The organism is Roseinatronobacter domitianus (assembly GCF_023336755.1).
Taxonomy (GTDB): Bacteria; Pseudomonadota; Alphaproteobacteria; order Rhodobacterales; family Rhodobacteraceae; genus Roseinatronobacter; species Roseinatronobacter domitianus.
The window spans coordinates 349,928-376,128 of sequence record NZ_JALZWP010000002.1 but is presented as its reverse complement, the minus strand read 5'-3'; the positions used below and the strand labels follow the sequence as shown (position 1 = coordinate 376,128).

At 62.9% G+C, this 26,201-nt stretch carries 16 protein-coding genes; 14 read left to right on the top strand and 2 right to left on the bottom strand.

Going from position 1 to position 26,201, the window contains the following annotated elements; all coding sequences use genetic code 11:
* Nucleotides 1-33: 33 nt before the first annotated feature.
* Nucleotides 34-2,466, bottom strand: a complete 2,433-nt coding sequence (hrpB, locus tag M3N55_RS03895) for an ATP-dependent helicase HrpB (RefSeq protein ID WP_249056552.1) — start codon at nucleotides 2,464-2,466, stop codon at nucleotides 34-36.
* A 33-nt stretch (nucleotides 2,467-2,499) separates the two neighbouring features.
* Entirely contained in the window at nucleotides 2,500-2,961 is a 462-nt protein-coding gene (locus M3N55_RS03890) for a MarR family winged helix-turn-helix transcriptional regulator (RefSeq protein ID WP_249056550.1), read from the bottom strand.
* 94 nt (nucleotides 2,962-3,055) lie between these two features.
* Here M3N55_RS03890 and hmgA point away from each other — a divergent pair, with 94 nt between their 5' ends.
* The 14 genes from hmgA to M3N55_RS03820 all read left to right on the top strand — a co-directional run bounded on the left by hmgA (nucleotide 3,056) and on the right by M3N55_RS03820 (nucleotide 26,046).
* Nucleotides 3,056-4,411, top strand: a complete 1,356-nt coding sequence (gene hmgA, locus M3N55_RS03885; protein WP_249056548.1) for a homogentisate 1,2-dioxygenase — start codon at nucleotides 3,056-3,058, stop codon at nucleotides 4,409-4,411.
* Entirely contained in the window at nucleotides 4,412-5,257 is an 846-nt protein-coding gene (locus M3N55_RS03880) for an MBL fold metallo-hydrolase (RefSeq protein ID WP_249056547.1), read from the top strand.
* Between the two features lie 9 nt (nucleotides 5,258-5,266).
* Entirely contained in the window at nucleotides 5,267-6,514 is a 1,248-nt protein-coding gene (gene fahA, locus M3N55_RS03875) for a fumarylacetoacetase (protein ID WP_249056545.1), read from the top strand.
* A 73-nt stretch (nucleotides 6,515-6,587) separates the two neighbouring features.
* A complete protein-coding gene (locus M3N55_RS03870; RefSeq protein WP_249056543.1) occupies nucleotides 6,588-7,538 on the top strand; it encodes an MBL fold metallo-hydrolase in 951 nt (316 codons plus the stop codon).
* Complete coding sequence (locus tag M3N55_RS03865) at nucleotides 7,535-7,738, top strand: hypothetical protein (protein WP_249056541.1); 204 nt, start codon at nucleotides 7,535-7,537, stop codon at nucleotides 7,736-7,738. The genes M3N55_RS03870 and M3N55_RS03865 overlap by 4 nt, the downstream gene beginning before the upstream one ends.
* The gene (locus M3N55_RS03860) at nucleotides 7,735-9,357 is read left to right on the top strand and encodes an FAD-dependent oxidoreductase (RefSeq protein ID WP_249056539.1); all 1,623 of its coding nucleotides are present in this window, start codon (nucleotides 7,735-7,737) and stop codon (nucleotides 9,355-9,357) included. Before M3N55_RS03865 ends, M3N55_RS03860 begins: the two co-directional genes overlap by 4 nt.
* Complete coding sequence (locus tag M3N55_RS03855) at nucleotides 9,350-9,565, top strand: DUF2783 domain-containing protein (protein ID WP_249056538.1); 216 nt, start codon at nucleotides 9,350-9,352, stop codon at nucleotides 9,563-9,565. Before M3N55_RS03860 ends, M3N55_RS03855 begins: the two co-directional genes overlap by 8 nt.
* Before the next feature lie 140 nt (nucleotides 9,566-9,705).
* The gene (locus tag M3N55_RS03850; protein ID WP_249056536.1) at nucleotides 9,706-10,593 is read left to right on the top strand and encodes a P-loop NTPase family protein; all 888 of its coding nucleotides are present in this window, start codon (nucleotides 9,706-9,708) and stop codon (nucleotides 10,591-10,593) included.
* A gap of 16 nt (nucleotides 10,594-10,609) precedes the next feature.
* Nucleotides 10,610-11,974 (top strand): Wzz/FepE/Etk N-terminal domain-containing protein, encoded by a 1,365-nt coding sequence (locus M3N55_RS03845; protein WP_249056535.1) that lies wholly within the window; start codon nucleotides 10,610-10,612, stop codon nucleotides 11,972-11,974.
* Nucleotides 11,975-11,982: 8 nt separating this feature from the next.
* On the top strand, nucleotides 11,983-13,491 hold the full coding sequence (locus tag M3N55_RS03840; protein WP_249056533.1) for a hypothetical protein: 1,509 nt from the start codon (nucleotides 11,983-11,985) through the stop codon (nucleotides 13,489-13,491).
* Nucleotides 13,488-19,820, top strand: a complete 6,333-nt coding sequence (locus tag M3N55_RS03835) for a type I polyketide synthase (RefSeq protein ID WP_249056531.1) — start codon at nucleotides 13,488-13,490, stop codon at nucleotides 19,818-19,820. Before M3N55_RS03840 ends, M3N55_RS03835 begins: the two co-directional genes overlap by 4 nt.
* Nucleotides 19,817-20,803: a glycosyltransferase family 2 protein gene (locus tag M3N55_RS03830; protein WP_249056529.1), complete on the top strand. Its 987-nt coding sequence runs from the start codon at nucleotides 19,817-19,819 to the stop codon at nucleotides 20,801-20,803. The genes M3N55_RS03835 and M3N55_RS03830 overlap by 4 nt, the downstream gene beginning before the upstream one ends.
* A 9-nt stretch (nucleotides 20,804-20,812) precedes the next feature.
* A complete protein-coding gene (locus tag M3N55_RS03825; RefSeq protein WP_249056527.1) occupies nucleotides 20,813-25,339 on the top strand; it encodes a MupA/Atu3671 family FMN-dependent luciferase-like monooxygenase in 4,527 nt (1,508 codons plus the stop codon).
* The gene (locus M3N55_RS03820) at nucleotides 25,336-26,046 is read left to right on the top strand and encodes a 4'-phosphopantetheinyl transferase family protein (protein ID WP_249056525.1); all 711 of its coding nucleotides are present in this window, start codon (nucleotides 25,336-25,338) and stop codon (nucleotides 26,044-26,046) included. The genes M3N55_RS03825 and M3N55_RS03820 overlap by 4 nt, the downstream gene beginning before the upstream one ends.
* Nucleotides 26,047-26,201 lie beyond the last annotated feature (155 nt).

Genomic DNA, 26,201 nt, shown 5'->3' with positions numbered 1-26,201 from the left:
ACTCACGACACCGCGCCAGCCACGGGCGAAGACTTACCGTTTGCGTGGTTTCGCCCGCAACGTCGGGTCGGCTTGCAAAGGGTCTTCGGGCCAGGGGTGCTTGGGGTATTGGCCGCGCATGTCCTTTCGCACATCGGCGTAGCTGTTGGCCCAGAATCCGGGAAGGTCGGTTGTCACCTGCACGGGCCGTCGTCCGGGCGACAGCAGAACCAGCCGCAAAGGCAGGCTTTTTGGCCCGACCGTCGGGTGCTTGGCTTGGCCGAACAGCTCTTGCAGCCGCAACTGCACTTCGGGCGCATCGCCCGAATAGTCGATGGGCACGCGGTTTCCCAAAGGGGTCACGAACTGCGCGGGGGCCTGGGCGTCCAGTATCTGCATCTGCGCCCAGTCCAGCCGCGCGCGCAAAGCGGGCAGCAGATCAAGCGCGCGCAGGTCTTCAGCGCTGCGCACGCGGGTCAGATGCAGGCCAAGCCAATCTTCCAAAGCGTCCAGCAGCGCCGCATCCGACATATCGGGCAAATTCGCGCCTTGACTGCGCAGCAGCTCTACCCGCGCAATGAACCGCTGCGCGGCGTTGGACAGGGGCAGGCCCAGCTCGCGCAACCCGGCGCAGGCCGCTGCGATCAGCGCAGCCTCATCCGGGTCGCGCCAATGGCGTTCCGATAGCACCAATGCGCCGAAACATTCGCGCTCGCGGGCCAGAATCCGGCGCTCTCGTTTCGACCAGTCGCAGATTCGCTGCCAGCGGAAGCGGTCCCCGAACAGGTCGCGCAGGTTACTTTCCGCAATCGGGATCGCCTGCCGAATACGCGCCTCGCGCGGGTCGCCATCGGTGTCGGTGACAACCAGCAGGCGGCTTTGCGCCAGCGGGTCGCCCTCTTGTAAAACTGCGCCTTTTCCGCCCGACAGCACATAGCGCGGAGCGTCCCCCTTACGCCGCAACGCAATGCGGTCCGGGTAGGCCAGCGCCGCCATTTCGGCAGGACCAAGCCCAGCACTATCGCCGCCGTGCCGCTTGATCCGGCGCAACGTGTCCCGCGCCCGCTCCAGCGTGGGGCGGTGCAGGTCATAGGGGTGGCGCGCGGCAAAAGCCTTGGCATCGCGCAAAGCCTCCAGCCGCAAGGCCAGGTCCACGGGCGCACCGCGCAGCACGTCGCCCTCGGACAGGATTGCGGCCAAGGGGGCGGCAGCCTGCCCCGCGATCAGCACCATATGCGCCAAGCGCGGGTGCAACGGCAGGGCGGCCATTGCGCGGCCATGCGCAGTCACGCGGCCCGCGCCATCCAACGCGCCCAGATCAGCGAGCAGGGCGCGCGCCTCTGCCAATGCAGCCTCTGGCGGCGAGGTCAGGAAACGCAGATCATCCGCACCGCCCCACGCGGCAAGTTCAAGCGCCAGCCCCGCAAGGTCGGCGCGTTCAATCTCTGGCGGAGCGAAAGCCGCAAGCGCGCCCTCCTCGGCCCGCGCCCACATCCGGAAGCAAACCCCTTCGGCCACGCGCCCTGCGCGGCCTTGTCGTTGGGTGGCCTCGGCAAGGGTGACACGTTCTGTCACCAATCGCGACATGCCGGTGCCGGGGTCGAACCGCGCACGCCGCGCCAACCCGCAATCGACCACGGCGCGCACGTCCTCGATGGTCAGCGACGTTTCGGCAATCGCCGTCGCCAGCACAATCTTGCGTGCCCCGTGGTCCGGTGCAATAGCGGCGCGCTGGGCAGCATTGGGAAGCGCGCCATAGAGGGGTCGGATTACCGCGTCCGGCACCCGCCCCTCCAGCAGGTTGGCGACACGGCGGATTTCCCCTTCCCCGGGCAGAAAGACCAATATTGCGCCCTTTGTCTGCGCGGCCGCCTCTATCACCAGCGCGGCGGCGGCGCTCTCGAACCGCTCCTCCTTGCGGCGGGGCCGACCGAGCCAACGAGTTTCCACCGGAAACGCGCGGCCTTGGGCAGTCAGGATCGGCGCGTCGTCAAGCAGGGCGGCGACGGGGTCGGCATCCAACGTGGCCGACATGACGACCAAGATCAGATCGGGGCGCAGGGCCGCGCGCACCTCATAGGCCAAAGCCAGCCCCAGATCGGCATTCAACGAACGTTCGTGGAATTCGTCGAAAATCACCGCGCCAATACCGGTCAATTCCGCGTCGGATTGCAGCATTCGCGTCAGGATGCCTTCGGTCACGACCTCTATCCGGGTCGCCTTGGATACCACGGCCTCGCCTCGAATGCGGTAGCCAACGGTTGCGCCCACGTCTTCGCCCAGCAACCGCGCCATTTGTTCGGCAGCCGCGCGGGCGGCAATGCGGCGCGGCTCCAGCATGACAATCCGGCCCGCGATCTGGTCCAGCAGCGCCAGCGGCACGCGTGTGGTTTTACCCGCACCCGGCGGTGCTTGCAGCACCGCGCGGCCATGCTCGGCCAGCGCGGTTTTCAGGTCGGGCAGGATGTCGTCAATTGGCAGGCGCATGGGCGCGCTTATGCCTGTGCCGCGGGGCCTCGGTCAATCATCCGTGGCGTCACCATAGGCTGCGATCAGCGCGCGCAAACCGTCCTCCAGAGCCGCGAACCGCTCCGGCCCGATCTTTGCTGCCATATCTGCCTGATACGCCATGCCGCGCGCACCCAAGCGGATATACACGTCGCGCCCTGCCTCGGTCAAAGCCAGATCCTCGCGCCGGCGGTCATCAGAGGCACGGGCGCGGGTCAGATAGCCCTCGGCTTCCAACTGTGCCACGGCCCGCGAGGCACGCGTTTTCTCGATATGGCTGATGCGGCAAATCTCGGCGGCGCTCATAGCGCCAAAACGGCCCAGATTGGCCATGACCCGCCATTGCGTGCGCGTCAGGCCATATTCCGCCTTGTAGGTGGCTGCAAAACCAAGACTGACATGCTCTGCCGCCTGGTTCAGCAGATACGGCATGAAAGCGTCCAGGTCGAAATCGGGGCGGGGCGTGTCGCGCATGTTGCGGCCTATTAGGTGTATTCGACTTACACGATAGCCTTGACATAGTTGCATTTGCAACAAATAACTAGGCACCACCAGAAGGAGGGCTGCCATGACCCGTCACGATCTGCCGCAAGGGATGGTGCGCGCGCCATCACATACCGGCCCGCATGAAGGCTATATGCCCGGTTGGGGCAATGATTTCGAGACAGAGGCCCTGCCCGGCGCACTGCCCCAAGGCATGAACAGCCCGCAGAAATGCGATTACGGGCTGTATGGCGAACAGCTATCTGGCACTGCCTTTACCGCCAACCCGCCCGAACGCACATGGACCTACCGGATCCGTCCAAGCGTCAAGCATTCGGCGCGTTATACCAAGATCGAACTGCCCTATTGGAAATCCGCGCCTTGCGTGGACCCGGATGTTATTTCACTGGGCCAATACCGCTGGAACCCGGTGCCCCATGCCGAAACTGGCCTGACATGGCTGACCGGTATGCGCACCATGACCACGGCAGGCGATGTGAATACGCAAGTGGGGATGGCCAGCCATATCTACCTTGTGACCGACTCGATGAAAGACGCCTATTTCTACTCCGCCGATAGCGAACTGTTGGTCGTGCCGCAGGAAGGGCGTTTGCGCTTTTGCACAGAGCTTGGACTAATCGACGTAGAGCCAAAGGAAATTGCCATTATTCCGCGTGGGCTGGTGTATCGGGTAGAGGTTCTGGACGGTCCCTGCCGTGGTTTTGTCTGCGAAAACTACGGCCAGAAATTCGAGATGCCGGGGCGCGGCCCCATCGGGGCCAACTGCATGGCCAACCCGCGCGATTTCAAAGCCCCCGTCGCGGCGTTCGAGGATCGCGAAACCCCATCCACCCTGACCATAAAATGGTGCGGCCAGTTCCACGAAACCCGGATCGCGCAATCCCCGCTGGACGTGGTCGCGTGGCACGGCAATTACGCGCCCTACAAGTATGACTTGCGGACATATTGCCCGGTCGGTGCGATCCTGTTCGACCACCCGGACCCAAGCATCTTTACCGTGTTGACCGCGCCCTCTGGCGTGCCCGGCACCGCCAATATCGACTTCGTGCTGTTCCGCGAGCGTTGGATGGTGGCCGAAAACACCTTCCGCCCGCCATGGTATCACAAGAACATCATGTCGGAACTGATGGGCAATATTTACGGGCAGTATGACGCGAAACCCCAAGGCTTCGTGCCCGGCGGAATGAGCCTTCACAACATGATGCTGCCCCACGGCCCCGACCGTGACGCGTTCGAGAAAGCGTCAAACGCCAATCTTGGCCCGGACAAGCTGGACAACACCATGTCCTTCATGTTCGAAACCCGCTTCCCGCAACACCTGACGCGCTTCGCCGCGCAAGAAGCCCCGCTTCAGGACGATTATATCGACTGCTGGGACAGCTTGGAAAAGAAATTCGACGGCACTCCGGGGCGCAAGTAAATGGCTCAGGTCACGATTCTAGGGGCCAAGGGCGGCCCCGCCGTGCGCAAGGACGGGGCAATGCCCACGGCTCTGCTGGTGCAAATGGGCGGCGTGCAGATCGTGGTCGATTGCGGGCTTGGGGTCACGCGCGGGCTGGTACAGGCGGGGTTCGACCTGCGCGGCCTGTCGCAGATCGTCATCACGCATCTGCATTCCGATCATGTGTTGGAACTTGGCCCGCTTATCCACACGGCTTGGACGACGGGGCTTAAAACCCCGCTGCATATCTGGGGGCCACCGGGCCTGCGCGCCTATTGGGACGGGTTCATGGCGTCGATGGCCTTCGACTGCAACTTGCGCGTGGCCGATGAAGGCCGCCCGCCGCTGGGCGACCTCGTGCAGCTTCATTTTCTGGAGGAAGGCGCATTCGACATCGGCCCGGTTGCCGCCCAAGCCCTGCGCGTGCTGCACCCGCCGGTCCTGGACTGCTTCGCCCTGCGCCTTGATGCCGGTGGCAAATCCCTGTGCCTGTCCGCCGACACCGCCCATTTCCCACCCTTGGCCGACCTTGCGCACAGCGCGGATGTGCTGCTGCACGAAGCCATGCTGCCCCAAGGGGTCGAAGCGATCATCGCCAAGACCGGCATGGGCGACCAGCTGCGCGCGCATTTGGCCAATAGCCACAGCACCGCTGCGCAAGCTGCGCAAATCGCCACACAAGCGGGCGTCGGGCATCTGGTCTTCTACCACATCATCCCCGCCGATGACCCGGCCTTTGGCCTGCCCGATTGGCAAGCTGCGATAGCCGGGCATTGGAATGGCCCCTTCACGCTGGCCCATGACGGGCTGACGATCGAATTCTAGGGGATGCGGATGGGACTGCGACAAAGCTGGGTAGGCAGCGCCAATGAACCGGGATGTGATTTCCCTCTGAACAACCTTGCGCTCGGCGTGTTCGATGCGGGGCATGGCCGCCGCTGCGGCGTGGCGATTGGCGACCAGATCGCGGATGCGACCGCACTCGAAGCCGCCGGGCTTCTTTCCCTCGGCACCCCCCTGCTGACCCACCCGTCATGGAATGCGCTTATGGCCGCTGGCCCAACCATCTGGGCCGATTTCCGCGTCCAGATGACCGACCTTCTGCGCGCAGGTGCACCCGCTCAGGCGAAAGTTGCCCCGCATCTGCACGCAATGCAGGGCGCAACTTTGCACCTGCCCTTTACGGTCAGCGAATTCACTGATTTCTACGCAGGCCGCCACCACGCCACCAATGTCGGCACCATGTTTCGCGGAGCGGATAACGCGCTGCCCGCCAACTGGCTGCATATCCCCATCGGGTATAATGGCCGCGCATCGTCGGTTGTCGTGTCGGGCACGCCGGTGCGCCGCCCTTGGGGGCAGGTCAAAGGCCCGGATGACAACGTGCCGCGCTTCACCCCCTCGCAGCGGTTCGATTTCGAGCTGGAACTGGGCGCAATCATTGCTCAACCTTCAAACGGCCCGGTCAGCGTGGCGCAGGCGAATGACATGATCTTCGGCTATGTGCTGCTGAACGATTGGTCCGCGCGTGATATCCAAGCCTGGGAATACCAGCCGCTCGGCCCCTTCCAGTCCAAGGCCACCGCAACCACGATCAGCCCGTGGATTGTCATGCGCGCGGCGCTTGATCCGTTTTGCGCGGCCCCGCCGGACAGAGAGACCCCGCTCCTGCCACATCTGGCCGATAGCGGCGATGACTTTCACGATATCGCGCTGGACGTCACGCTCACGCCGCAAAACGGCACGCCCGAAACCATCACCCGCACCAACACGCGCGAGCTTTACTATTCACCCGCACAACAACTGGCGCACCACACCACCAGCGGCTGCCCCATGCGCGTGGGCGATCTGTTGGGGTCGGGCACCATTTCCGGCCCGACGCCCGATAGTCGCGGCTCCATGCTGGAGCTGTCATGGGGCGGGCAAACCCCGATTAACGTGGGCGGCACCCCCCGCGCCTTCCTGGAGGATGGCGATACAGTCACCTTCCATGGCGCGGCCGTCGCGCCGGACCATCGCATCGGCTTTGGCACCTGCGACGGCACCATCCTGCCCGCACTTCCAAACCCTTACGCCTCCTGATTTCATCTTGCCCCAAATACTCCCGCCGGAGGCGCACATAAGCCTCAGGCACCACGATAGAAGGACCGCACCCATGGCCAAAGCCTTCGCCTCGCAAGGCGACATGACCGAGAAAAAGATCAGCTTCACCGAAGTGGGGCGCGATCTCTATGCCTTCACCGCCGAAGGTGACCCGAATTCGGGCGTCATCATCGGGGATGACAGTGTCATGGTGGTCGAAGCCCAAGCCACCCCACGCTTGGCGCAAAAGGTGATCGACTGCATCCGCCAAGTCACCGACAAACCGATCACCCATCTGGCGCTGACGCATTACCACGCAGTGCGGGTGCTGGGTGCGTCCGCTTACGGGGCCGGACAGATCCTTATGTCGGACGCCGCGCGCGGCATGGTCGCAGAGCGCGGCCAAGAAGACTGGGACAGCGAATTTCAGCGTTTCCCGCGCCTGTTTCAAGGGTATGAAAGCATCCCCGGCCTGACATGGCCGACGACCAGCTTTACCGGCCACATGTCGGTCTTCCTGGGCAACCGCCGGGTGGACCTTATGCAACTGGGCCGCGCGCATACGGCGGGCGATATCGTTATCCATGTGCCTGATGAGAACGTCCTGTTCACCGGCGATATCGTCGAATATCACTCTGCCTGCTATTGCGGCGACGGGTATTTTACCGAATGGGGCAAGACGCTGGACGCGATCAAGGCTTACGGCGTCGATGCCATCGCGCCGGGGCGGGGCGACGCGCTGATGGGCCCCGACATGGTCAACCAAGCCATCGAAAACACACGTGATTTCGTCATTTCGACCTATCGCCCGGCAGCGCGCGTGGCGGCGCGCGGGGGCAGCCTGAAAGAAGCCTGGGACGCCGTGCGCGCCGAATGCGACCCGAAATTCGCGGATTACGCGATTTACGAGCATTGCCTGCCCTTCAACGTGGCTCGTGCCTATGATGAAGCGCGCGGTATCGCGCATCCGCGCATCTGGACCGCAGAGCGCGACATGCAGATGTGGGACGACCTGCAAGGATGAGCTTTGGCCCGGACAAAGCCGAACACCGCTTCCGTCTGGCCGTGTCGATTATCGGTCTGGTGGTCTTGATCTGGATCATCGCATCAGGCCGCATGACAGGGTTTGCTTGGGTAGAAGTGGGCGCGGTCGCGGGCCTGTTCTTTGGTGGCTCGGCGCTGTGGTCGGGCTGGCAGCTTTGGCGTGAAGGAAAGAACAGATGAGCAAAATCTTCGAAACCCCGCTATACCCCTATGCCCGGAACGCGGATCAGGACCGCGATCAGGACAACCCCGCACGCCACCCGGTTGTGATTATCGGCGCGGGCCCAGTTGGGCTGGCGGCGGCGATAGACCTTGCCGGGCGCGGTGTGCCGGTCGTGGTGCTGGACGACAATGACCGCGTCAGCTTCGGCTCTCGCGCGATCTGTTTTGCCAAACGCACGCTCGAAATTCTTGACCGGCTCGGCTGTGGGCGTGCGACAGAGATGGGCGTTACATGGAACACCGGCCGCGTGTTCAACGGCGAGGGCGAGGTTTACGGTTTCAACCTGCTGGAGGAAGACGACCACAAGCACCCGGCTTTCGTGAACCTGCAACAATATCATGTCGAACATATCATGGTGCAGCGCGCGCAAGACTTGATCGCCCAAGGCGCACCGTTGGAAATACGCGGGCGCAACCGTGTGGACACGATTGGCACGCATGACGACTATGTTCATTTGAGCATCGCCACCCCTGAGGGCGACTATGAAATCCAAGCCGATTGGCTGGTCGCCTGCGACGGCGCGAATTCGCCGACACGGCGGATGATGGGCCTCGATTTCGTGGGCCGAGTGTTCGAGGACAACTTCCTGATTGCCGATGTGGTCATGCAGGCCGATTTCCCGACGGAACGCTGGTTCTGGTTCGACCCGCCTTTCAACAAGGGGCAATCGGCGCTGTTGCACCGCCAGCCCGAAAATGTCTGGCGCATCGACCTGCAACTGGGCTGGGACATTGACCGCGAAGCCGAGAAACGGCCCGAACGGGTGATCCCCCGCCTGCAAGCCATGCTTGGGCCGGATGTGGAGTTTTCGTTGGAATGGGTGTCGATCTACACGTTCCAATGTCGCCGGATGGAAAAGTTCCGCCATGGCCGGGTGATCTTTGCGGGCGATTCGGCACATCAGGTCAGCCCGTTCGGCGCGCGTGGGGCAAATTCCGGCATTCAGGACGCCGATAATCTGGCATGGAAGCTGGCCGCCGTGGTGCAGGGCCATGCGACCGAAGCCTTGCTGGACAGTTATGAATTCGAGCGCGTTTATGCGGCAGATGAAAACATCCTGAATTCCACGCGCGCGACCGAATTCATCACGCCGAAATCCGACACCAGCCGCCTGTTCCGCGACGCAGTTCTGGCACTGGCCGAGCGGTATGAATTCGCGCGCCCGCTGGTCAATTCCGGGCGGCTGTCCATGCCCAGCGCTTATGAAGATAGCTGGCTGACCGGCCCCGATACCGATGGGCTGCCCGACGCTACGCGCCCCGGCGCGCCCATGCCCGATGCGCCTGTGCCGGATGGCTGGTTGCTGGACCAAACCGGCGGCGAGTTTTGCCTGCTCTGGGTGAATGGTGCCGCGCCGCCAGACTTGCCACAAACGCCGGTGCCGCTGCGCGTGCTGCATATTGATCCTACGCAAGCGCCCGTCCTTGCGGCGCGCTACTTGGGCGACGCCCCGCGCGCGGCTTATTTGCTGCGCCCCGACCAGCATATCGCAGCCCGCTGGCGCGCGCCGGAAACACTGCCGCTGACCACAGCACTTGCCCGTGCGCTGTCACAGATGGAGCTGTCCGATGCCTGACCTGATCCTGCACCGCAACTTAAGCGACCCGGACGGGTTCTATGCCGACCTGATGGCTGTGCATGAGGGGTTAACCAAGGCAGAAAGTGATGCCCTGACAGCAAGGCTGGTGCTGATTCTGGCCAATCATATCGGGTCACGCGATGTATTGAATGCCGCCCTGCAAGCCGCGCGCGAAACTGCTTCACACCCCCCTGCGGACGCCTGAACACGCGCCGCTGAAGAGATCTTGAGGGTGCCGCGCCTTGGTTTTGCCGTAATATCGTCGTCAAACCGCTTGAATAGCTGTTAATAAGTTCAGAACGGAAACAATGGTCCGGTCGAACAGACAGCGAGGCGCGCACCGTCATGGTGGATACAACACGGCTAGAAAAGCTTCTGGGCTCTGCGCCCACACCCGGCCCGAAACGGGCGGGCGGTGGTGCCGTGCATCAGCCGCGCAGCCTTGCGCTTTCCGGCCACCGGGAGTTACGGCGCGACGGGGCCCGCGGGCTTTCTCCGCAGCGTTTGGCGCAGGTTGAAGCAGAATGGGACAGCCTGCAAAGCTTTACCCGCGACCCCGCGCCGAATTCCGCGATGACCCAGTTCAACAAGCAGGCGCGTTCACCCGAAATCGCCGGGCTATTCGACGTGTTGCGCACCCAGCTTTCCCAAACCTTTGCCGATAGGCGCTTGCGCACTCTTGCGATCACCGCGCCGCATAATGGCTGCGGCACCAGCTTCGTAACCGCCGGGCTTCTGGCCAGTTTCGCACGTCGCAACGAACAGCGTGTTCTGGCGTTGGACCTGAACGTGGGCGCACCGGCCTTGCACCGCTTTTTCGAATTGCAAAGCCCCGGCCCGATGGATGCCATGATCTCTGGCGCGGCCAGCCCGCATGACCATCTGGTCAAGATCACCAGCCGGGTCGCGGTTGGCCTGGGTGCCCCAAGTGACAGCCCGGACCTGCTGAGCAAATCCATCTCGGCACAGGAACTGGCAGAAATGCTGGACGAACTGACCGCAGAACTCGTCCCGCAACTGGTAATCTGCGACCTGCCGCCGCTGCTGGAAGGCGACGCCGCCATGACCATTCTGCCGCAAATGGGCGCAACGCTGCTGGTGGCCGACAGCAACACCACCACAGCCGCCGACATCACCCAATGCGAGCGTTTGCTGGCCGAAAAATCCGATTTTCTGGGCGTAATCCTGAATCAGAACACAAGCGCGGCGCGTAGCAACGCCAAGCGCAGTTAAGAAAGGGGCGGCACCGATGGGCCCGATCCAGACACTTGGCGAGCTTTTCGGCTTCCTTTCGCGGCGGGCGGCACTGATCGCGGCCACGGCGTTTATCGCCACGGTCGGCGCGATCTTCTTCGCGCTCAGTTCCGAACATAGCTACGAAAGCCAGGCGGTGATTCAGGTCCAAGGGCCAAGCGTTGGCAGCGACGTGACCTCGGCGGCCGTGCCGTCCAGCGCAGCGCGGCGGCTGGCCTCTGTAGAGCAACGGCTGATGTCACGCGACAATCTGCTGATACTTGCCGACAAATACGACATGCTCCCCGGCCTGACCCCGCAAGAGCGTGTCGTTGGGATGCGCGAATCGATCCGGTTTGAAGTTGTCGCCGCAATCCGCGAACGGGCCGCGCTGGGCACCGATGTTACTAGCGAAAACCGCTCGCGCACCCTGACGGTCAGCGTAACCGAAGCCTTCGCGACAGATGCCATCGTGTCGCTTGTGCGGGTCATGACCGAAGCAGGCGATGCACAGGTCGCCGCCGATCTGGCCAATGAGTTGGCCGGGGCCATCGTGCAAGAAAACGCCTCGGCCGTGGCTGGCAATGTGCGCGAGGCGATCGACTTTTTCGCCCGTCAGGAAGACCGCATCCGCCAAGAGATCGAAGCAGTCGCGGCCGAGATTGTGGCCTTCAAATCCGAGAATTTCGAACTGTTGCCCGACGCGATGGAAGATCGCCGCGCCGAGCAAACCGTCATCCGCGAGGATTTGCTACGCGCCGACCGTGAAATTGCTGGCTTGGAGAACGAAATTGCCACGCTGCAAGGCCAAAGCCGGCTGCGTGCCACCGAACAGCGCCGCCTGAACGCCGCGCAGGAAGAGCTGGAGGCAGCGCGCCGCGAGCTTGACCAATTGCGGCAGCAATCGGCAGAACTGGAACGCTTGGCCCGCGCCGCCCCGCAAATCGCGTTTCAACTGGACGCATTGGAGCGGCGCGAATTTCAACTGCGCGAACAGGCCAATGAAATTGCCGAACGGCGTCTGAACGCGTCGCTGGGCGAACAACTGGATGACGATCAGAACTTCGAACGCTTCAATATGCTGGAACCCGCGCTGCCCGCGGATTACCCCTCCTCACGGTCGCGCGCGTCCATCGTTGTGATGGGTCTGGCCGCGGGCCTGTTTCTGGGGCTGATGCTGTCTTATGCCATCGAATGGCTAAACCCAGCCTTGCGCAGCGCAAGCCAAGTTGAACGCGAGTTGGGGATGCAGCCTGTGCTGGTCATTCCCAAGCTGGAACTTCCTGCTGAACGACGCCGTCGCAGCATTGGCTGGGCCGCAGGTGGCGCGCTGGTAGGCCTGACCTTGCTGGCGCTGGTCATGATGCGTCTGGGCGGCTGAGGGGCAGTATGGGCAACGCAGTCGCATATCTTGCACTTCTGACATGGCCTCTGGTCATTTTAATCATGTTCAAGCGCATGCCGGTCGAGCGGGCGTTCATCTGGTCCATCCTTGGCGGCTACATGGCATTGCCGCAGATCACCCAGATCGGGCTGCCGCTGCTGCCGGATCTGGACAAAGTGCTGATCCCCAATGTCACCGCCTTCGTGGTTTGCCTGGCGCTTGTCCGCGAGCGCGTCGTGGTCGTGCCGCAGAACCTGCTGGCGCGCGTGTTGCTGGTGCTGTTCGTCCTGTCCCCCGCCTTTACCGTATTTACCAATACAGAGCCGTTGCGCTTTGGGCTGGTCACATCGGACCACACCACATGGATGGGAATATTCTCGCCTGCGAACGCGACCATTCCGGGGTTGCGGCTTTACGACTCGCTTTCGGTTGTGGTGGCGCAAATCATCTTCATGCTGCCTTTCTTTCTGGCGCGCAGCTTGCTGGCGCATGAACGCGCGTTGGCGGAACTTCCGCGCGCGCTGGTCGTGGCCGGGCTGATCTATTCGGTCCCAATCGTGATCGAAAACGCGATCGGGCCGGAACTGCACCGCATGGTCTATGGATTCATTCAGCATGATTACGGGCAGGCGATCCGGTTTGGCGGTTTCCGGCCCTATGTGTTCATGCCGCACGGTCTTTGGGTCGCGTTCTTTGCCATGATGTGCTTTGCCTCTGCCCTGTTGCAGGCTCGGCAAGCTGGTCCGGAAGAGCGCACGCGCGCGATCATGATTGCAATCTGGCTAGGCCTGATGCTGGTTCTATGCCGCAGTGTCGGCCCATGGGCGCTGGCGTTGGTGGTGGCCCCGCTGGTGCTGTTTTTCGGCCCGCGCATGCAGTTGCGCATCGCCGCACTGATGGCATTGACGGCCATGGCCTATCCGCTGTTGCGCGGCTCTGGCATTGTGCCAGCCGATGCGCTGGTGCGGTTCATCGCCGGGCTAAGCCCCGACCGCGCGGAATCTCTCGCTTACCGTTTTACGAACGAGGATATCCTGCTGGAACGCGCCGCCGACAAACCCTTGTTCGGCTGGGGCGCTTGGGGTCGCAACCTGGTCTACGATCCCGAAACCGGAGAGGCGCTGACCATTTCTGACGGCCAGTGGATTATCACCATCGGGCAAGCCGGCTGGCTGGGCTATATTGCCACCTTCGGTCTGCTCTGCCTGCCGCTGCTTGCGCTATGGTGGCGGTATCGTCAGGTGCCGAACACGCAAATCCCCGCGCAGGTTGGGCTTTTGGCGCTGCTGCTGGGGGCTAACGTGGTCGATCTGCTGCCGAATGCCACGCTGATCCCCTTCACCTGGCTGCTGGCGGGTGCGCTTCTGGGCCATGCAGAGTTGCAGGCCGAGCGCACGCGCACCGCCCGGATCGACAAATTGCGCCAGTCCAGCACCCGCCGGACCCTTCTGGCCACTGCACAACCCCGGCAAAGACCGGACCGTTTTAATCCCGAACAGGATCAACTGTCATGAGTAACGAGCAGATTTCCAACGAGAATGACATTGCCATTATCGGCATGGCCGCGCATTTGCCCGGCGCCGCGTCGGTGGCGGAATTCTGGGACAATCTGCGCGCCGGGCGGTCGTCTATCCGCAAGATGTCAGAGCAAGACCTGCTGGACGCGGGCGAATCTGCCGCCATGCTGCGCAAGCCCAACTATGTGCCCTTTGCCGCACCGCTGGAGGGTTTTGCCGATTTCGACCCCGACCTGTTCGGCTTTTCCCCGAAAGAGGCCGCAATTCTAGACCCCCAACACCGCCAGTTTCTGGAAGTCGCGTGGGAAGCGTTTGAGAATGCAGGCCACCCGCCGCGCGGTGAAAAAGGCAAGGTCGGCGTGTTTTCCGGCTGCGGCATGGGCAGCTATTTCTATTTCAACATCTGTTCCAACCCGCATCTGGTCGATGATGTGGGCATGTTCCTGCTGCGCCACACCGGCAATGACAAGGATTTCCTGACAACCCGCGTCAGCCATATTCTGGACCTGCACGGGCCATCGGTGAACGTGCAGACAGCCTGCTCGACCTCTCTGGTGGCGGTGCATTACGCGGTGAATGCGCTACTAACGGGCGAATGCGACATGGCGCTGGCGGGGGGCGTGACGATAGAACTGCCGCAAGCGCGCGGCTACCTGCATAAGGAAAACGAGATCCTCTCGCCCGATGGCGAATGCCACGCTTTCGACCATCGCGCGCAAGGCACGGTGTTTGGCTCTGGTGCGGGCGCGGTGGTGCTGCGCCGTCTGTCCGATGCGCTGGCCGATGGCGACCGCATCATCGCCGTTATCAAAGGCACGGCCATCAACAATGACGGCGCGCAGAAAGCGGGCTATCTGGCCCCCTCGGTCGAAGGGCAGGCGCAGGCGATTGCAGAGGCGCACCAGATTGCGGGCGTATCGTCGGAAAGTATAACTTACGTCGAGTGCCACGGCACCGGCACCTATCTGGGCGACCCGATCGAAGTGGCCGCACTGACGGAAGCATTCGCTAGCGACAAGGCAGGGTTTTGCCGCATCGGGTCTGTGAAAACCAATATCGGGCATCTGGACACGGCGGCAGGGGTCGCAAGCATCATCAAGGTCGTGCAAGCCCTGCGCCACCGCGAATTGCCGCCCTCCTTGGGGTATGAGGCCCCGAACCCCGCCATTGATTTCGAACATTCGCCCTTCGTGGTGAACGACACGCTTACCCCATGGCAGGCGGATGGCCCCTTGCGCGCTGGCGTCAACAGCCTTGGTGTTGGCGGCACCAACGCGCATGTCGTGCTGGAAGAAGCGCCGGCGCGCGGACCGTCGGACGAAAGCGATTGGCCCTTCCAGATAATGACGCTCTCGGCCAAATCCAAAACCGCGCTCGCCGCGAACGCAGCGCGCTTGGCAGCCCATCTGCGCGCGCACTCCGAGCAGCCCTTGGCCGATGTGGCCTTTACGTTGAAAGAGGGGCGCACCGAACTGGACCAGCGCCGCGTGGTCGTGGCGGAAACCCATGCGGAAGCCGCCGACCTGCTGGAACAGGACAACCCGCGCCGCGTGTTCACCCATTCAGCTCTCGACCGGCCCGACATGGTGTTCATGTTCCCCGGCGGCGGTGCGCAATACGCGGGCATGGCGCGGGAATTGTATGAAACCGAACCGGTCTTTGCCGAATGGATGGACCGTGGCCTGGACCACCTGCAACCCAAGCTGGACTATGACCTGCGCGCGCTGTGGTTGCCCGAAAAGGGCGCAGAGGCGGCGGCGAATGCGGCGCTGACCAAGCCGTCTGTGCAACTGCCGCTTATCATGATTACCGAATACGCTTTGGCGCAGATGTTCATGGGCTGGGGGGTGGAACCCTCGGTTCTGGTCGGCCATTCCATGGGCGAAAACACCGCCGCATGCTTGGCCGGTGTCATGTCGTTCGAAGACTGCATCGGCCTTGTCCACCTGCGCGGGCGGTTGTTCGACACGGTGCCTGCGGGCGGGATGCTGTCGGTGCCCTTGTCACTCGACGCGCTGCAACCCTATCTGGATGAAGACCATGACATCGCATCGGTAAATGCGCCGGAACTGACGGTTGTCTCCGGCCCGCAAGCCGCATTGGACCGTCTGCAAGCGCAGCTCGCTGTGGAGGAGGTCGAGGCCACGCGTATCGCCATCGACATTGCCGCGCATAGCCGGATGCTGGAGCCGATCTTGGCCGAATTCGGCGCTTATCTGCGGTCGATCCCGCTAAACGCGCCGCGTTTGCCCATCATTTCAAACCGCACCGGGCAGGAATTGACCGACGCGCAAGCCACCGACCCGGATTACTGGGTGCAGCACCTGCGCAACACCGTGCGCTTTGCCGATTGCATTGGCAAACTCAGCGCGGTTCCGAACCGGATTTACCTTGAAATGGGTCCGGGCAAGGCGCTGTCCTCGCTTGCCCGCATGCATGGTGCCGTGCCGGGGCAACAGGTGCTGGCCGCGCTGCGCCACCCGGAAGAAGAGATCGCAGATGACCTGTATCATCTGGGCGTTCTGGCGCGAATCTGGGCGCTGGGTGGCAGTTTTGATTGGGCGCAAATCTGGGGCGACGCCAAGCGCCACCGCGTGGAACTGCCCACATATGCCTTCCAACGCGCGCGCTATTTCATCGAACCGGGCCAAACGACGGTCGAGGCCGCCCCGGCGCTGGAACGCATTGACGATATTTCCAAATGGGGCACCAGGATCGCGTGGAAGCCTGCCTATGCCGATTGCGAAATTGACGTAAGCACGGATCTGGGGACGGACCCGCAAACATGGTTGGTCTTTGCCGACGAGGACGGCACCGCCGCCCCGGTCATGGACCGTTTGCGCCGCGCCGGTCACAAGGTGATCGAAGTGCGCGCGGGCGATACCTATGCGCGCAAATCAGACACGTCCTTCACCCTCGCCCCGGAACACGGGCGCGAGGCCTATGCCCGCCTGCTGGCCGATCTGATCGCCAGCGGCACCGCGCCCACGCGCATCGCGCATTTCTGGCTGGTGACGGGGAAAGAACGCTTCCGCCCCGGTTCCAGCTTCTTGCACCGCAATATTGAACAAGGGTTTTACGCGCTGATGTTCCTCGCGCAGGCCATGCAAAGCGAAACCCTGCCGCAGCCAGTGCATATGGTTGTGTTCACCAATGGCGCGCAGGCTTTGGAGGGCGAGGCGCTGCGCTACCCGGAAAAAGCCACGATCGCTGGTCCTGCCCGCGTCGCCCCGCGTGAAATTGTGGGCCTGACCTGCGCGACGCTGGATATTGACGGAACCGCAACGCCAGACATGTTGCTGGAAGAAATCTGCGCCGCGCCGGCCAGCACCACGGCCCTGTTGCGCGCGGGCAAGCGGTATGGGCAGGTCTTGCGCCCCGCCCCGCTGCCCGATGCGGTCCCCGACATGCCCGATGGTGCGCATTGGGTCATTACCGGCGGGTTTGGCGGTATTGGCCTAAGCCTTGCCGAAGACCTGATTACGCGGTTCAAGGCAAAAATCACCCTGATCGCCCGCACCCCCCTGCCCGACCGCACCGACTGGGCCGCGTGGCAGGCCAGCCATGGCCCCGCGGATACGACGACCCGCCGCATTCTGGCGGTGGAGCGGTTGGAAGCCCTTGGCGGCCATGTCCACGTCGCGGGCGCGGATGTTTGCAACATTGACCAGATGCGCAATGCGCTGGCCGCCGCCCAAGCCGCGCATGGTGCGCCTTATGGTCTGATCCATGCCGCAGGGCATATGGCCGATGCTCCGATGCTCGCGAAATCCACAGGCGACGTAGAGGAAGTGTTCGCGCCAAAATTGCACGGGTTGCGCGTGCTCGACAGCCTGCTGCCCGATGGCAGTTTGCAGGTGATGGCACTGTTTTCGTCCAGTTCTACCCTGACCGCGCCGGTGGGGCAGGTGGATTATGTCGCCGCGAATGAATACCTGAACGCCTTTGCCCGGTCGCGCGTGGGCGGCAAAACCCGCGTCATCGCGCTGGATTGGGGCATCTGGGCCGAAGCGGGCATGGCCGCCGACGCCATGGCGCAGCGTCTGGGGCAAACGCCCAGCGCGCCTGCCAGCCCCTGCCCGCAACCGCTTTATGACGAGATGGGGTTCGACCCGGCGGGCAACCGCCGCCTGACCCTCGCTCTGGAAAGCGGCCATTGGCTTGTTGACCAGCACCGCACCCGCGATGGCGCAGCAATTCTGCCGGGCACTGGGTATCTGGACCTTGCCGCGCAGGCGCTACGTGCCCAAGGCGAAACCGCCCCGTTCGAATTGCGTGACCTGTATTTCTTCCGCGCGCTTGGTGTGGCGGATGGCAGCACACGCAAACTGCGCGCGACGCTTGCGCGCTCTCCCGAAGGGTATGATTTTGCGCTGCGCTCCGATGTCATGCATGGCGGCTCCGAAGGGTTCGTGCTGAACGCACAAGCCCAGATCACGCTTTTGGACAACCAAGCGCGCCCCGCCCCGATTGACCCTGCCGCCATTGCCGCACGCTGCCCCGATGTGACGACCGGCGCGGGCCTTGCCAGCCCGCAAGAAGCGCATCTGGCATTCGGACCACGCTGGCGCGTTCTGAACCGGATGGCCTATGGCAACAGCGAAGGCTTGGCGGATCTGGCATTGCCCGACGCCTTTGTCGGCGATCTGGAGGTCGGACATATCCTGCACCCGGCCCTGATGGACCTTGCGACCGGCTGGGCAATGGGCCTCATTCCCGGCTATAACGGTGTTAACCTGTGGGTGCCGTTGTCCTATGGCAGCGTGCGTGTTTGGGCCGATCTGCCGCAACACATCATCAGCCATGCCCGGCTACGTGGCGACAGCGATCCGGGCTTTGCCAGCTTCGACATTACCTTGGCCACACCGGATGGTTCCGTGGTCGCAGAGATTACGCGCTTTACCATCAAGCGGCTGGCACAGGGCAGCTTTGCCGATGCCGCCCCGATCCGTGCCGCAGAGGTTGAACGCGACGCCATCGCCAACACAAACCTGTCGCCCGCAGAAGAACGGCTGCGCGACATGCTGGCGCTGGGGATCACACCGACCGAAGGCGCGGCGGCCTTCCTGCGCGCATTGGCAACCGGGGTATCGCCCATCGTGGTGTCGTCCATTGATCCCAAAGCTCTGATTGCGCAAGTCACAGCAGAGGCAAACGCCCCCGCGACCGAAGGCGGGTTCGAGCGCCCCGATCTGGGTACCGATTACATCGCCCCGCGCAACGATGTAGAGCGCACTTTGACGGGTATCTGGCAAAACTTGCTGGGCATAGATGAAATCGGGGTCGAGGACAGTTTCTTCGATCTTGGCGGCCATTCGCTGATCGCGGTGCGCTTGTTCGCACAGATCAAGAAAGCCTATGGCGTGGATTTCCCCATTTCGGTGCTGTTCGAAGCGCCGACCATCGCGGCCTGTGCCGCGATGGTCGCAGAGCAGACGGGCGCAAGCCTCGAGTCTGCTGTGGGCGACAACGTGGTGCAGATGCCAAAGCGCCGCCGCTTCAAGCATCTTGTGCCCATGCATGACGGCGAAGGTGGGACAAAGCCACCCTTCTTCCTTGTAGCGGGCATGTTCGGGAATGTGTTGAACCTGCGCCATCTGGCCACGCTTGCAGGCCGCGACCGGCCATTTTACGGGTTGCAGGCGCGCGGCCTGTTCGGGGGCGAGGCCCCGCATGACCGCATAGAGGACGCCGCAGCCGATTATATCGCCGAAATCCGGCAGGTGCAGCCGCACGGGCCTTACACGCTTGGCGGTTTTTCCGGCGGGGGAATCACCGCTTATGAAATGGCGCGCCAGTTGAAGGCTGCGGGCGAAGCGGTCGATATGGTCGTTCTGCTCGACTCTCCCTTGCCAGTGCGCCCGGACCCGTCTGCACTGGACCGCGCGTATATCAAGATCGCGGAACTGCGGCGCAAGGGGCCGAAATACCTGTCGGAATGGTGGCAGGCCCGCGCGGAGTGGAAACGCAAACAAGCCAGTGCCCCAGAGCAAGCCAGCGAAGATGCGTTCCATAATGCAGAGATCGAAGCCGCGTTCCTGCGCGCTGCCGCCGCCTACGAGGTGCAACCGTGGAGCGGTAGATTGGTGCTGTTCCGTCCGCCCCTCGACAAACACTGGAAAGTGTCTGGCGGGCAATGGCTGAACCATGACCGCGATTTCGTCTATCATGACAACAATTGGACGCAATATGCGCCCGCGCTGGAAGTGTATGAAGTGCCCGGCGATCATGACAGCATGGTTCTGGAACCCAATGTCCGCGTTCTGGCCGCCAAGCTGCAAACCCTGCTGCCCGACCTGCCCTGCTGCACGGAGGCGGCGGAATGAGCGGCTGCGTCCTGACGGTCATCCTGAATTACCGCACCGCCGAAATGACCTTGCGGGCGGCGCAGGCGGCGCTTGCCGCCATGGAGGAGGTGACGGGCGAGATCGTCATCGTCGACAATGACAGCGGCGACGGGTCGGAAGATATCCTGCGCGATGGCACACGGGGCTGGCCTCGGACCCGCGTTATTCAATCGGGCCATAACGGCGGCTTTGGCGCGGGCAACAATGTCGGCATCCGCGCCGGGCTGTCGGACGGCGCGCGGCCCGATTTCATCTACCTGCTGAACTCTGACGCCTTCCCCGAGCGCGACGCCATTACAAAGCTGCGCGATTACCTTGGTGCGCACCCCGATTGCGGCTTTGTTGGCAGCCATATTCAAGGCGAGGATGGCGAAGATCACATCACCGCCTTTCAGTTTCACTCTGCCTGGTCAGAGCTCGAGACAGCGGCGCAGACCGGCCTCGTCTCGCGGTTGCTGCGCAAACATATCGTGCCCATCGGCATGCCACGCAGCCCGACGCGGGTCGATTGGTGCGCCGGGGCAAGCGTGATGTTTCGCCACGCCACGCTCGATCAGGTCGGCCTGTTTGATGAGCGGTTCTTCCTGTATTTCGAGGAAACCGACCTGTGCCACCGCATTTCCGATGCTGGCTGGCACGGCATGTTTTTGCCCACAAGCCGGGTCGTGCATGTCGGCGGTGCCTCTACCGGGGTGACAGAACACGCACGCAAACCGGCCTATTGGTTCGATTCGCGCTGGCTGTATTTCACCAATCGTGGCGGGCGCGGCTATGCGCTACTGACGACTTTAGCCTATCTGGCTGGTGCGATCATCTGGAACACGCGCCGCGTGATCGAACGCAAAGAAGATCGCATTCCGCCTTATTTTCTGCGCGATTTGCTTTCACACACAATGCGATCCCTGATGCCGGGCGCGACGGCCTCTCAGGACACTAAAAGGGCACGCGAAGCGGCCCGATAGGGGTTTGGTATGACACAGTTTAGCAGCATCCTCATTGGCGACGAAACTTTGACCGCAGAATGTGGCGCACAGATTTTGGCGCGCGGGCATTCTGTGGCAGCGGTTGTCACCGATAATCCGCGTGTCGCGGATTGGGCAACAGACGCTGGACTGAACGTGCTGACCCCCGGTGCAGGGCTGGCGGCACGGCTGGCCGGGCTGCGGGTTGATTGGCTGTTCAACGTGGCCGGGCTGCGCATGTTGGGGCGCGATGTGCTGGACCTGCCCCGCAATGCCGCGATCAATTTCCATGACGGCCCATTGCCGCGCCATGCAGGGCTGAATGCGCCGGTCTGGGCGTTGCTGAACGATGAGCCGCGCCACGGCATCGCCTGGCACATCATGGAAGACGGTGTTGATACCGGCGATGTGCTAATGCGCGCCGAATTCGACATCACATCCGACGACACCGCGCTGACGCTTAACACCAAATGTTTCAGCGCCGGGCTGGACAGCTTTGCGCAGGTTCTGGACATGCTGGAAAGCGGGCAGCTGATTCGCCAGCCGCAAGACATGTCGGCCCGCTCTGTCCATACCCGCGCCGACCGGCCCGCACTTGGTGGGCAGATTGATCCGCGCCAGACCATGTCCGACATCATGCGCCTTGTCCGCGCCATGGACCACGGTCCCTATTGGAACCCGCTGACCACGGCCAAGCTACGACTGGGCGAAACGGTCATCTGCCTGGGCCATGCTGAACCCGCCACCGGCCACGCCACCCCCGGCACGGTTCTGGACGTAACCGAAAACAGCCTGACACTGGCCTGCGCCGATGGCGCATTGCGCTTGAGCGGGCTGACCTGCCAGCAAGGCCACGCGGTCATTCCAGCCGCAATCGCGGCTGCTGGCGACACAATCGCTAACCCCGATACACGCCTGCATGATGTGCTGACGCAAATTGGAAATGCAGAGCTTGGCTATCGTGATGCCCTGCGCGCGGCGTCCGATCTGGGGCTTGGGCGCGGCACACCGTCAGACATGCTGGCGCTGTCCATGGGCGACGCGACGGTCGCGCAACAGATCGCAGCTTTCGCCGGTGCATTGGCCGCGCAATTCGGGCGCGACGCGCTGCGCATGGCACATGTTACGCGTGCCGGTGCTGAACACGCCGCACAGGCTTCAGATTTTCTGCTGGGCTGGGTGCCGCTCGCCGTCCAGATGGACGACACCGGGCCACTGACCAGCCTTGCCACGCAAATCACACGCGCCACCCGCGCGCCTGCCTTGGCCCGCGACCTTCCCGCGCGCGATCCGCAACTTGGCCCCATCGCACCGCCGGAATTGGCCGTAACCGATGGCACCTTAACCGATGCCGCGCTGGTGCTGGACCTGTCCGGCCCGTGCCTGCGGTTCGACCCGGCGTGTTTGTCACACGAACAAGCCGAGGCGCTGAAAACGCAGATCGAAATGCTTGGCCCCAAACTGGCCGATCTACCGCTCTCGGCGCAGATCGACGCGCCGGCAGCGCCACAGGACGACACAGCGCGGGATTATGACCGAATCTGCATACACCACGCGTTCGAAGCGCAAGTGGCCAAAACCCCCGATGCCGAGGCGCTGACATTCGAGGCGCAACGCCTGACCTATGCCGAATTGAACGCGCGCGCCAACCGTGTCGCGCATGTGCTGCTCAGCATGGGCCTACAACCCGATACTCCCGTTGCGCTTTGCGCCAAGCGTGGGCCGAACCTGCTGGTGGGCGCACTGGGTATTCTGAAGGCTGGCGGCGCCTATGTTCCGCTGGACCCGGCATACCCTTCCGACCGCTTGGCGCATTACCTGACAGATTCCGGCGCGCCGATTGTCGTGACCGAACACGCGCTGCTGGATGTGCTGCCCAACCACGCGGCAGACCTGCTGCAACTGGACACAGATTCGCGGCTGGCCGATGCTCCCGCAACCAACCCCGACAGCGCGGTCACAGCCGACAATCTTGCCTATCTGATCTACACGTCAGGCTCTACCGGAACACCCAAGGGGGTCATGGTTGAACACAGCAATGTCGCCAATTTCTTCGCGGGCATGGATGATTGCATCCGCCACGACCCGCCCGGCGTGTGGCTGGCTGTCACGTCACTCAGCTTCGACATTTCCGTGCTGGAACTGTTCTGGACGCTGGCGCGCGGCTTCAAGATCGTGCTGATGGGCGACGAAGATCGCGCCATGGTTGCCAAGGGCCCGGTGCGCGTCAGCGACGGGCACATGGATTTCAGCCTCATGTATTGGGGCAATGATGACGGCCAAGGCCCTCAGAAATATCACCTTTTGCTGGAAGGCGCCAAGTTCGCCGACACCCACGGCTTCTGCGCGGTCTGGACGCCGGAACGCCATTTCCACGCCTTTGGCGGGCCTTTCGCCAACCCCTCTGTATCGGGCGCGGCGGTTGCCGCCGTGACCAAGAATATCGCCGTGCGGGCAGGCTCTTGCGTGGCCCCGCTGCATTCACCCATCCGCATTGCCGAAGAATGGGCCATGATCGACAACCTGACCAACGGGCGCACCGGCATTGGCATCGCCTCTGGCTGGCACCCGGTCGATTTCGTACTGCGCCCCGAAAATCGCCCCCCCAACAACAAGGCGGCTATGTTCGACACGCTGGACACCCTGCGCAAGCTGTGGCGCGGCGAAACGGTGGAATTCGACAAGGGCGATGGCATGGTGCCCATCCAGACTTTGCCGCGCCCGGTGTCGTCCGAATTGAACATCTGGCTGACTACGGCGGGCAACCCCGACACATGGCGTGAGGCCGGGCGCTTGGGCGCGCATGTGCTGACCCACCTGCTGGGCCAGTCGATTGCCGAGGTAGAGGGCAAAATCAAGATCTACCATGAAGCGCTGCGCGAAACGGGCTATGACCCTGCCAAGTTCACCGTCACGCTGATGTTGCACACCTTCGTCGCGCGCGACCGCGACCATGCTCGCGAAGTGGCGCGTGGCCCGATGAAAAGCTACCTGCTGGCGGCGGCGGGTCTGGTAAAGCAATATGCCTGGGCTTTTCCGGCGTTCAAAAAGCCCCAAGGCGCGAAGAACCCCATGGATATCGACCTCTCCACCCTGTCCGAGGATGAGGTCGAGGGCATTCTGGACTATGCCTTTAACCGCTATTTCGAGGATTCGGGCCTGTTCGGCACGGTCGAAGATTGTCTCGAACGGGTCGAGCAGTTGAAAGCCATCGGCGTGAACGAAGTGGCCTGCCTGATCGACTATGGCATTGCCACCGAACAGGTGCTGGAAGGGCTGTATCCGCTGGCCGAGGTGGTGAAACGGTCCAATGCCGGGCTGCAACTGCCGGAGGATGATTTCTCGCTGGCCGCGCAAATCCTGCGCCACAAGGTCACGCATCTGCAATGCACGCCGTCCATGGCGCGGATGCTGTGCCTGAATGACGAGGCGCGCGCAGCCCTTGCCACCGTCCCCAACGTAATGCTCGGGGGCGAGGCACTGCCGGGTGCCTTGGCGCAAGACCTCTCCGGGCTGACCGGCCAGCCGCTGCGCAACATGTATGGGCCGACGGAAACGACGATTTGGTCTTCGACCGCGCAATCGCGGGGCGGCTCGGGCACGGTCGGCATTGGTGCACCAATCGCCAACACAACCCTGCACGTGCTGGACGATGCACAACGCCCCGTTGCCCTTGGCATCGAGGGTGAACTGTATATCGGCGGCGATGGTGTTACGCGCGGCTATTGGAACCGGGCCGAGCTGACCGCAGAGCGGTTTATCGAAAACCCCTATGGGCCGGGGCGACTATACCGCACGGGCGATCTGGTGCGCCGCAACCCGGCGGGGGGTATCGACTTTCTTGGCCGGGTGGACAATCAGGTCAAGCTGCGCGGCCACCGCATTGAACTGGGCGAGATCGAGGCCGCGCTGGAAGCGCAGCCCGGTATCAACGCCGCCGTGGTTATCGCGCGCGAAGATCAGCCCGGAGATGTGCGGCTGGTGGCCTATTACACCGGCACCCCGACGGGCGAATTGCGCGCAGCACTGGCAGACAGGCTGACTGCGCATATGCTGCCTGCGCATTATGTGCCCATGGCCAGCCTGCCGCTGACCCCGAACAAGAAAATCGACCGCAAGGCGCTTCCCGCACCTGTGGCGCAAGCACCGCTTTCGGCACCTGAACCGGTCACTGGCACGCAGGCCGATGGCAGCACGCAATCCACCATTGCGCAGGTGTGGCAAGACGTGCTGGGCGTGGCACGGGTGCAGGCGTCGGATAATTTCTTCAACCTTGGCGGCCATTCGCTTTTGGCGGTGCAGGCGCATCGGGACTTGCGCACGCGGCTGAACATGCCGGGACTGTCGATTACTGACATCTTCCGCTTCCCGGTTTTGGGCGATCTGGCCCGCCATCTGGAGGCCAAGCAACGCCCGGCAAAACCGGCCAGCGTGCAACCCCTGCATCCGGCACCTGACGCAACCGCACAACCCGACCGCCTAGATGCCACGGCCCGCCGCCGAGCCATGCGTGACAGAAGGACTGGCTCCAAATGATTCAACAACGTTTTTCGTATTCCGAATTCGCCCGGCCCCTGTTCAGCGAAACCGTTGCCATGGCCTGGGCTGACCCGACCGCTCCCATGCCGCGCCTGATCGGGGACGAGGTTCTGGCCGTCGAGCAGGTCCGCCCTGCCCGTGCGCGCGAATTCGGGGCCGGTCGCGCCGCCGCGCGCGAGGCAATGAGCCTGCTGGGACAGCCGCCGCGCCCCGTGCTGCAAGGTGAAGATCGCGCGCCCATCTGGCCACGCGGCCTGACCGGCTCTATCACCCACAGCGCACGCGATTGCCTTGCAGTGGTGACGGACGCGCCCGAAATCTGCGCGCTGGGGTTGGATATTGAAGCCACGGCGCCGCTTGAATCTGCGCTATGGCCGGAAATCTGCACCATGGCGGAAATGAATTGGCTGTCCAGTCTTGGACCGTCGCAACGGGGCCATTTCGCAAAACTTGTCTTCAGCGCGAAAGAAGCGGCCTACAAGGCGCAATATGCCGTAAGCCGCCAAATGCTGGGCTTTCACGACATAGTCTTGACGATAGATCTGTCCAAACAACGATTCACCGCACAGTTCACGGCCGATGTCGACGGCTTCATCCCCGGCGCAACCTTGCAAGGGCGATTCGCTATTCTGGGGGCTGCCTTTATTACAGCGGTCGAACTTGCGGCCAATGATCGGGCGTTATCTGCCACGACCCACAGCTAGGACTGGTGGGGCAAAACGAGCGTGCTGCAACATCTGCCACACGCTTGGCGGGATGCGCGGCAGAATGACCAAAGCTTGGTTTTGAATGGAAAAACAGGCGTTTTCTGCTACTATTCAATCATAGGCAGTGTGCGTTGTCAGTTAATTTACCCTCG

What these genes read in the sequence shown, in the direction of transcription:
- M3N55_RS03835 (WP_249056531.1), top strand. Translation starts at nt 13,488, where the DNA reads ATGAGTAACGAGCAGATTTCCAACGAGAATGACATTGCCATTATCGGC.
- hrpB (WP_249056552.1), bottom strand. Translation starts at nt 2,466, where the DNA reads ATGCGCCTGCCAATTGACGACATCCTGCCCGACCTGAAAACCGCGCTG.
- M3N55_RS03850 (WP_249056536.1), top strand. Translation starts at nt 9,706, where the DNA reads ATGGTGGATACAACACGGCTAGAAAAGCTTCTGGGCTCTGCGCCCACA.
- M3N55_RS03855 (WP_249056538.1), top strand. Translation starts at nt 9,350, where the DNA reads ATGCCTGACCTGATCCTGCACCGCAACTTAAGCGACCCGGACGGGTTC.
- M3N55_RS03880 (WP_249056547.1), top strand. Translation starts at nt 4,412, where the DNA reads ATGGCTCAGGTCACGATTCTAGGGGCCAAGGGCGGCCCCGCCGTGCGC.
- M3N55_RS03865 (WP_249056541.1), top strand. Translation starts at nt 7,535, where the DNA reads ATGAGCTTTGGCCCGGACAAAGCCGAACACCGCTTCCGTCTGGCCGTG.
- M3N55_RS03840 (WP_249056533.1), top strand. Translation starts at nt 11,983, where the DNA reads ATGGGCAACGCAGTCGCATATCTTGCACTTCTGACATGGCCTCTGGTC.
- M3N55_RS03825 (WP_249056527.1), top strand. Translation starts at nt 20,813, where the DNA reads ATGACACAGTTTAGCAGCATCCTCATTGGCGACGAAACTTTGACCGCA.
- M3N55_RS03870 (WP_249056543.1), top strand. Translation starts at nt 6,588, where the DNA reads ATGGCCAAAGCCTTCGCCTCGCAAGGCGACATGACCGAGAAAAAGATC.
- hmgA (WP_249056548.1), top strand. Translation starts at nt 3,056, where the DNA reads ATGACCCGTCACGATCTGCCGCAAGGGATGGTGCGCGCGCCATCACAT.
- M3N55_RS03830 (WP_249056529.1), top strand. Translation starts at nt 19,817, where the DNA reads ATGAGCGGCTGCGTCCTGACGGTCATCCTGAATTACCGCACCGCCGAA.
- M3N55_RS03845 (WP_249056535.1), top strand. Translation starts at nt 10,610, where the DNA reads ATGGGCCCGATCCAGACACTTGGCGAGCTTTTCGGCTTCCTTTCGCGG.
- M3N55_RS03820 (WP_249056525.1), top strand. Translation starts at nt 25,336, where the DNA reads ATGATTCAACAACGTTTTTCGTATTCCGAATTCGCCCGGCCCCTGTTC.
- M3N55_RS03890 (WP_249056550.1), bottom strand. Translation starts at nt 2,961, where the DNA reads ATGCGCGACACGCCCCGCCCCGATTTCGACCTGGACGCTTTCATGCCG.
- M3N55_RS03860 (WP_249056539.1), top strand. Translation starts at nt 7,735, where the DNA reads ATGAGCAAAATCTTCGAAACCCCGCTATACCCCTATGCCCGGAACGCG.
- fahA (WP_249056545.1), top strand. Translation starts at nt 5,267, where the DNA reads ATGGGACTGCGACAAAGCTGGGTAGGCAGCGCCAATGAACCGGGATGT.